The 3,155-nt window shown below is 70.4% G+C and carries 3 protein-coding genes; 1 reads left to right on the top strand and 2 read right to left on the bottom strand.

Annotated elements, in window-relative coordinates:
- Positions 1-1,112, top strand: a 1,112-nt coding sequence (locus ACFQ36_RS21830) for an SbcC/MukB-like Walker B domain-containing protein (protein ID WP_377017511.1), incomplete at its 5' end; no start/stop codon positions are given.
- Positions 1,113-1,115: 3 nt separating this feature from the next.
- Here ACFQ36_RS21830 and ACFQ36_RS21825 read toward each other — a convergent pair.
- A complete protein-coding gene (locus ACFQ36_RS21825; RefSeq protein WP_377017509.1) occupies positions 1,116-2,318 on the bottom strand; it encodes an MFS transporter in 1,203 nt (400 codons plus the stop codon).
- On the bottom strand, positions 2,315-3,013 hold the full coding sequence (locus ACFQ36_RS21820; RefSeq protein ID WP_377017507.1) for a FadR/GntR family transcriptional regulator: 699 nt from the start codon (positions 3,011-3,013) through the stop codon (positions 2,315-2,317). Before ACFQ36_RS21820 ends, ACFQ36_RS21825 begins: the two co-directional genes overlap by 4 nt.
- Positions 3,014-3,155 lie beyond the last annotated feature (142 nt).

Genomic DNA, 3,155 nt, shown 5'->3' with positions numbered 1-3,155 from the left:
AGGCGGCCGCCGACCTGGCCGCCACCGGGCAGCGCGCCGCGGCGAACCCGCCGGCGGGCTGGGCGGTGGATGCACTGGCCGAATTCCTCGGCGCCGATTCCAACGACGGCGAAGCCGCCGCGCTGGAACGGCTCGAGGCGGCCTTCCATGCCGCCCAGCTGAAGTTGGGCGAGGCCGCCGCGGAGCTGAAGGATGAGCTGCACCGGACCGAGACCGCGCTGACGGACACCTTCAAGTCCTTCGCCCGGGACTGGGGACCGCAGCTGAACGCCTCCTTCGGCACCGGCGTCGACAGCGCCCCGCACTACGAGGCGCTCTACCTGAGCATCCTCGACGAGGGCCTGCCCCAGCGCGAGGACGAGTTCCGCGAGTACTTCAACAACCGCTCCTACGAACGGTTCTCGGACCTTTTGCAGCTGCTGGAGGAGGAACGCCGCGCCATCGAGGAGCGCATCCTGCCGCTGAACCAGATCCTGGACGAGGTGCCCTTCGACAACGGCAGCCACCTGCGCCTGGAGGTCAGGACCACCATCCCGGAGGAGGCGCGCACCTTCCGGAACAACCTCAAGAACGCCCTGGGCAACGCCTACGTGAAGCAGACCGCCGAGCAGATGTCGGCCAGCTACAAGGCGCTCGAGAAGCTGGTGGACGACCTGAACGACCAGTCCAGGCTGCCCTGGCGCAACACGGTGCTGGACGTACGTCAGCACGTGACCATCAGCTGCAACGAGCACCGGCCCAACGGCGAGGTGGAGACCGGGCTGGAGCCGGGCACGCTCTCCGGCGGCGAGGGCCAGCGCTTCACGTCCTTCATCATGGGCGCGGCGCTGGCCTACCAGCTCGGCTTCGAGACGCAGGGCTTCTCCACCTACGGCACAGTGATGATCGACGAGGCGTTCATCCAGGCCAACTCCGAATATGCCGGCGCCGGGATCAATGCGCTGCAGGAGTTCGGCTTCCAGCTGCTGCTGGCCGCCCCGGAGGACAAGGTGGACCTGTCCCGGCACCTGGGCTCGATTACGGACATCATCAAGCACCCGGACTCGAACGTCTCCGGCTTCGTGGAGAGCGGGATCTCCCCGGCCACGGCCACGGAGATCGTGCTGCGCTGACGGTCAGCCGATGTAGCGGCGGCGGCCGGCCAGGACGGCGAAGATGCCCATGAACACCATGAGCACCGCGGTCAGGCCGAGCGGCAGCGTCCAGCTGCCGGTGAGATCGTACAGCGCCCCGAAGCCGATCGGCGCGGCGGCCGCCAGCAGGTAGCCCACGGACTGGGCCATCCCGGACAGGGCCGCGGCCTGCTGGTGGTGCCGGGTGCGCAGGCTGAAGAACGAGAGGGCCAGGACGATGGAGCTGCCGCAGGCCAGCCCCAGCAGCACGGTGCACAGCAGCGACAGTGCCGGGACGAGCATCAGGCCCAGGTAGGCCGCCAGGGCCAGCAGGCTGGCGGCCGCCCCCACCAGCCGCTGGTCCGGCAGCCTGTTCACCACCGCGGTGATGCCCAGGCTGCCCAGCATGCCGCAGAGCTGGAACCAGAACAGGTGCCAGCCGCTGGTGGCCGCGTCGACGCCGTGGCTCGCCTCGATGCTGGGCAGCCAGGTGGCGAACACGAAGAACGGCAGGGACTGCAGCCCCATGAACAGGGTCACCTGCCAGCCCAGTGCCGAGGTCCAGGGCGAGCGGTAGGCCGGCACCGGACCTGTTGCCGCCGCGGCCGCCGCCGTGCGCCGCCGCAGTTTGGGCAGGAACCAGGCCAGCGCCAGCAGGGCCAGTCCGGCCCAGACGCCCAGGGCCAGCCGCCAGCCGTCCGGCGCGTCCCCGGCGATGGGAACCACCAGCCCGGAGCCCAGGGCGGCGACAATGGTGGCCAGGGAGAAATAGATGCCGGTCACCCCGCCGGCCCGGTGCGGAAAGTCCCGCTTGACCAGGCCCGGCAGCAGCACGTTCAGGAAGGCGATGCCCAGGCCCAGCAGGCCGGTGCCGATCCACAGCGCGCCCGGCAGTGCCGCGGAGCGCAGCAGGATACCCCCGGCGAGCACGGCCAGGGCGGCCCAGAGGGTCCGTTCCAGGCCCAGCCGCCGGCCGACGGCAGGTGCCAGCGGCGAGAACACCGCGAAACCCACCAGCGGCAGGCTGGTCAGGAAACCGGCAGCAGCCGCGCCGAGCCCGAGGTCGGTGCGGATGTCCCCGAGCACGGGGCCGACGCTAACGAAGGAGACGCGCAGGTTGGCCGCGATGAGCAGGATGCCGATAAGTGCAAGGCCCAGTCGGGTGGGCCGGTCCACGCGGACCTGCTGCCCGGCAGTGGTGCTCATGCTTGCTCCTTCAACCGTTCGTGGTGGATCAGCCGGGATTCCTCGACCAGCACCGCAGCTACCCTTTCGGCTTCCTCGGGCCTGTGCTGCTCGATGGCGGCCAGCAGTTCGTGGTGCCTGGCTTCGAGGCGGTGGCGCGGATCCCAGAGCAGCGTCCGGGCGATGTTGGCCCTCACGGCGTCGTGCAGGTGGGCGTACAGCTCCGCCAGCAGCGAATTGCCGCTGGCCTCGACCACGGCCTGGTGGAAGGCCAGGTCCTCGGCAACGTAGGCGGCTTCGTCCCCGCTGTCCCGCGCGGCGTCCCGGCGCCGCAGCGTCGCCCGCATCGCGGCGATCTGCGCGGGCGCGGCCCGCCGGGCTGCCAGGCCCGCTCCGCGCTGTTCGAGCATGGACCGGACCTCGTAGGCTTCCTCGGGGTCTCCGGCGCCGACCCGGCGGTGCAGCGTGACGCCGAGTTCGCTGGCAGCCCGCACATAGGTGCCGTCGCCGGGCCGTGCCTCAAGCAGGCCGGTATGGACCAGCGACCGCAGCGCCTCGCGGACACTGTTGCGGCTGATGCCCAGCTGGCTGCTGAGTTCGTTCTCGCCCGGTATCTTTTCACCGACCGGCCAACCACCGGAGGAGATCAGCTGCTTCATCTGGTCCGCCACCTGCCGGGCCAGCGGAACGTTGCGCGCGGGACGAGCCAGTTGCACGGAAGCCTCCAAGGTAAATGTAGGACATTTGGATGTTAGTGGCGGAATGCTGCTCCTGCAAGTGCGTGTGCGGGCCGGCTTTGCCGCCCCGTCCCGGAGCCGGCCCTAAAGCAACGCCACGGCCAGGCCGGCGGCGGCGGCC

Source organism: Arthrobacter sp. GCM10027362 (assembly GCF_042679445.1).
In the GTDB taxonomy this organism is placed as follows: Bacteria; Actinomycetota; Actinomycetes; order Actinomycetales; family Micrococcaceae; genus Crystallibacter.
The sequence above is the reverse complement of the archived record's forward strand: the minus strand, read 5'-3'. Positions and strand labels throughout refer to the sequence as shown.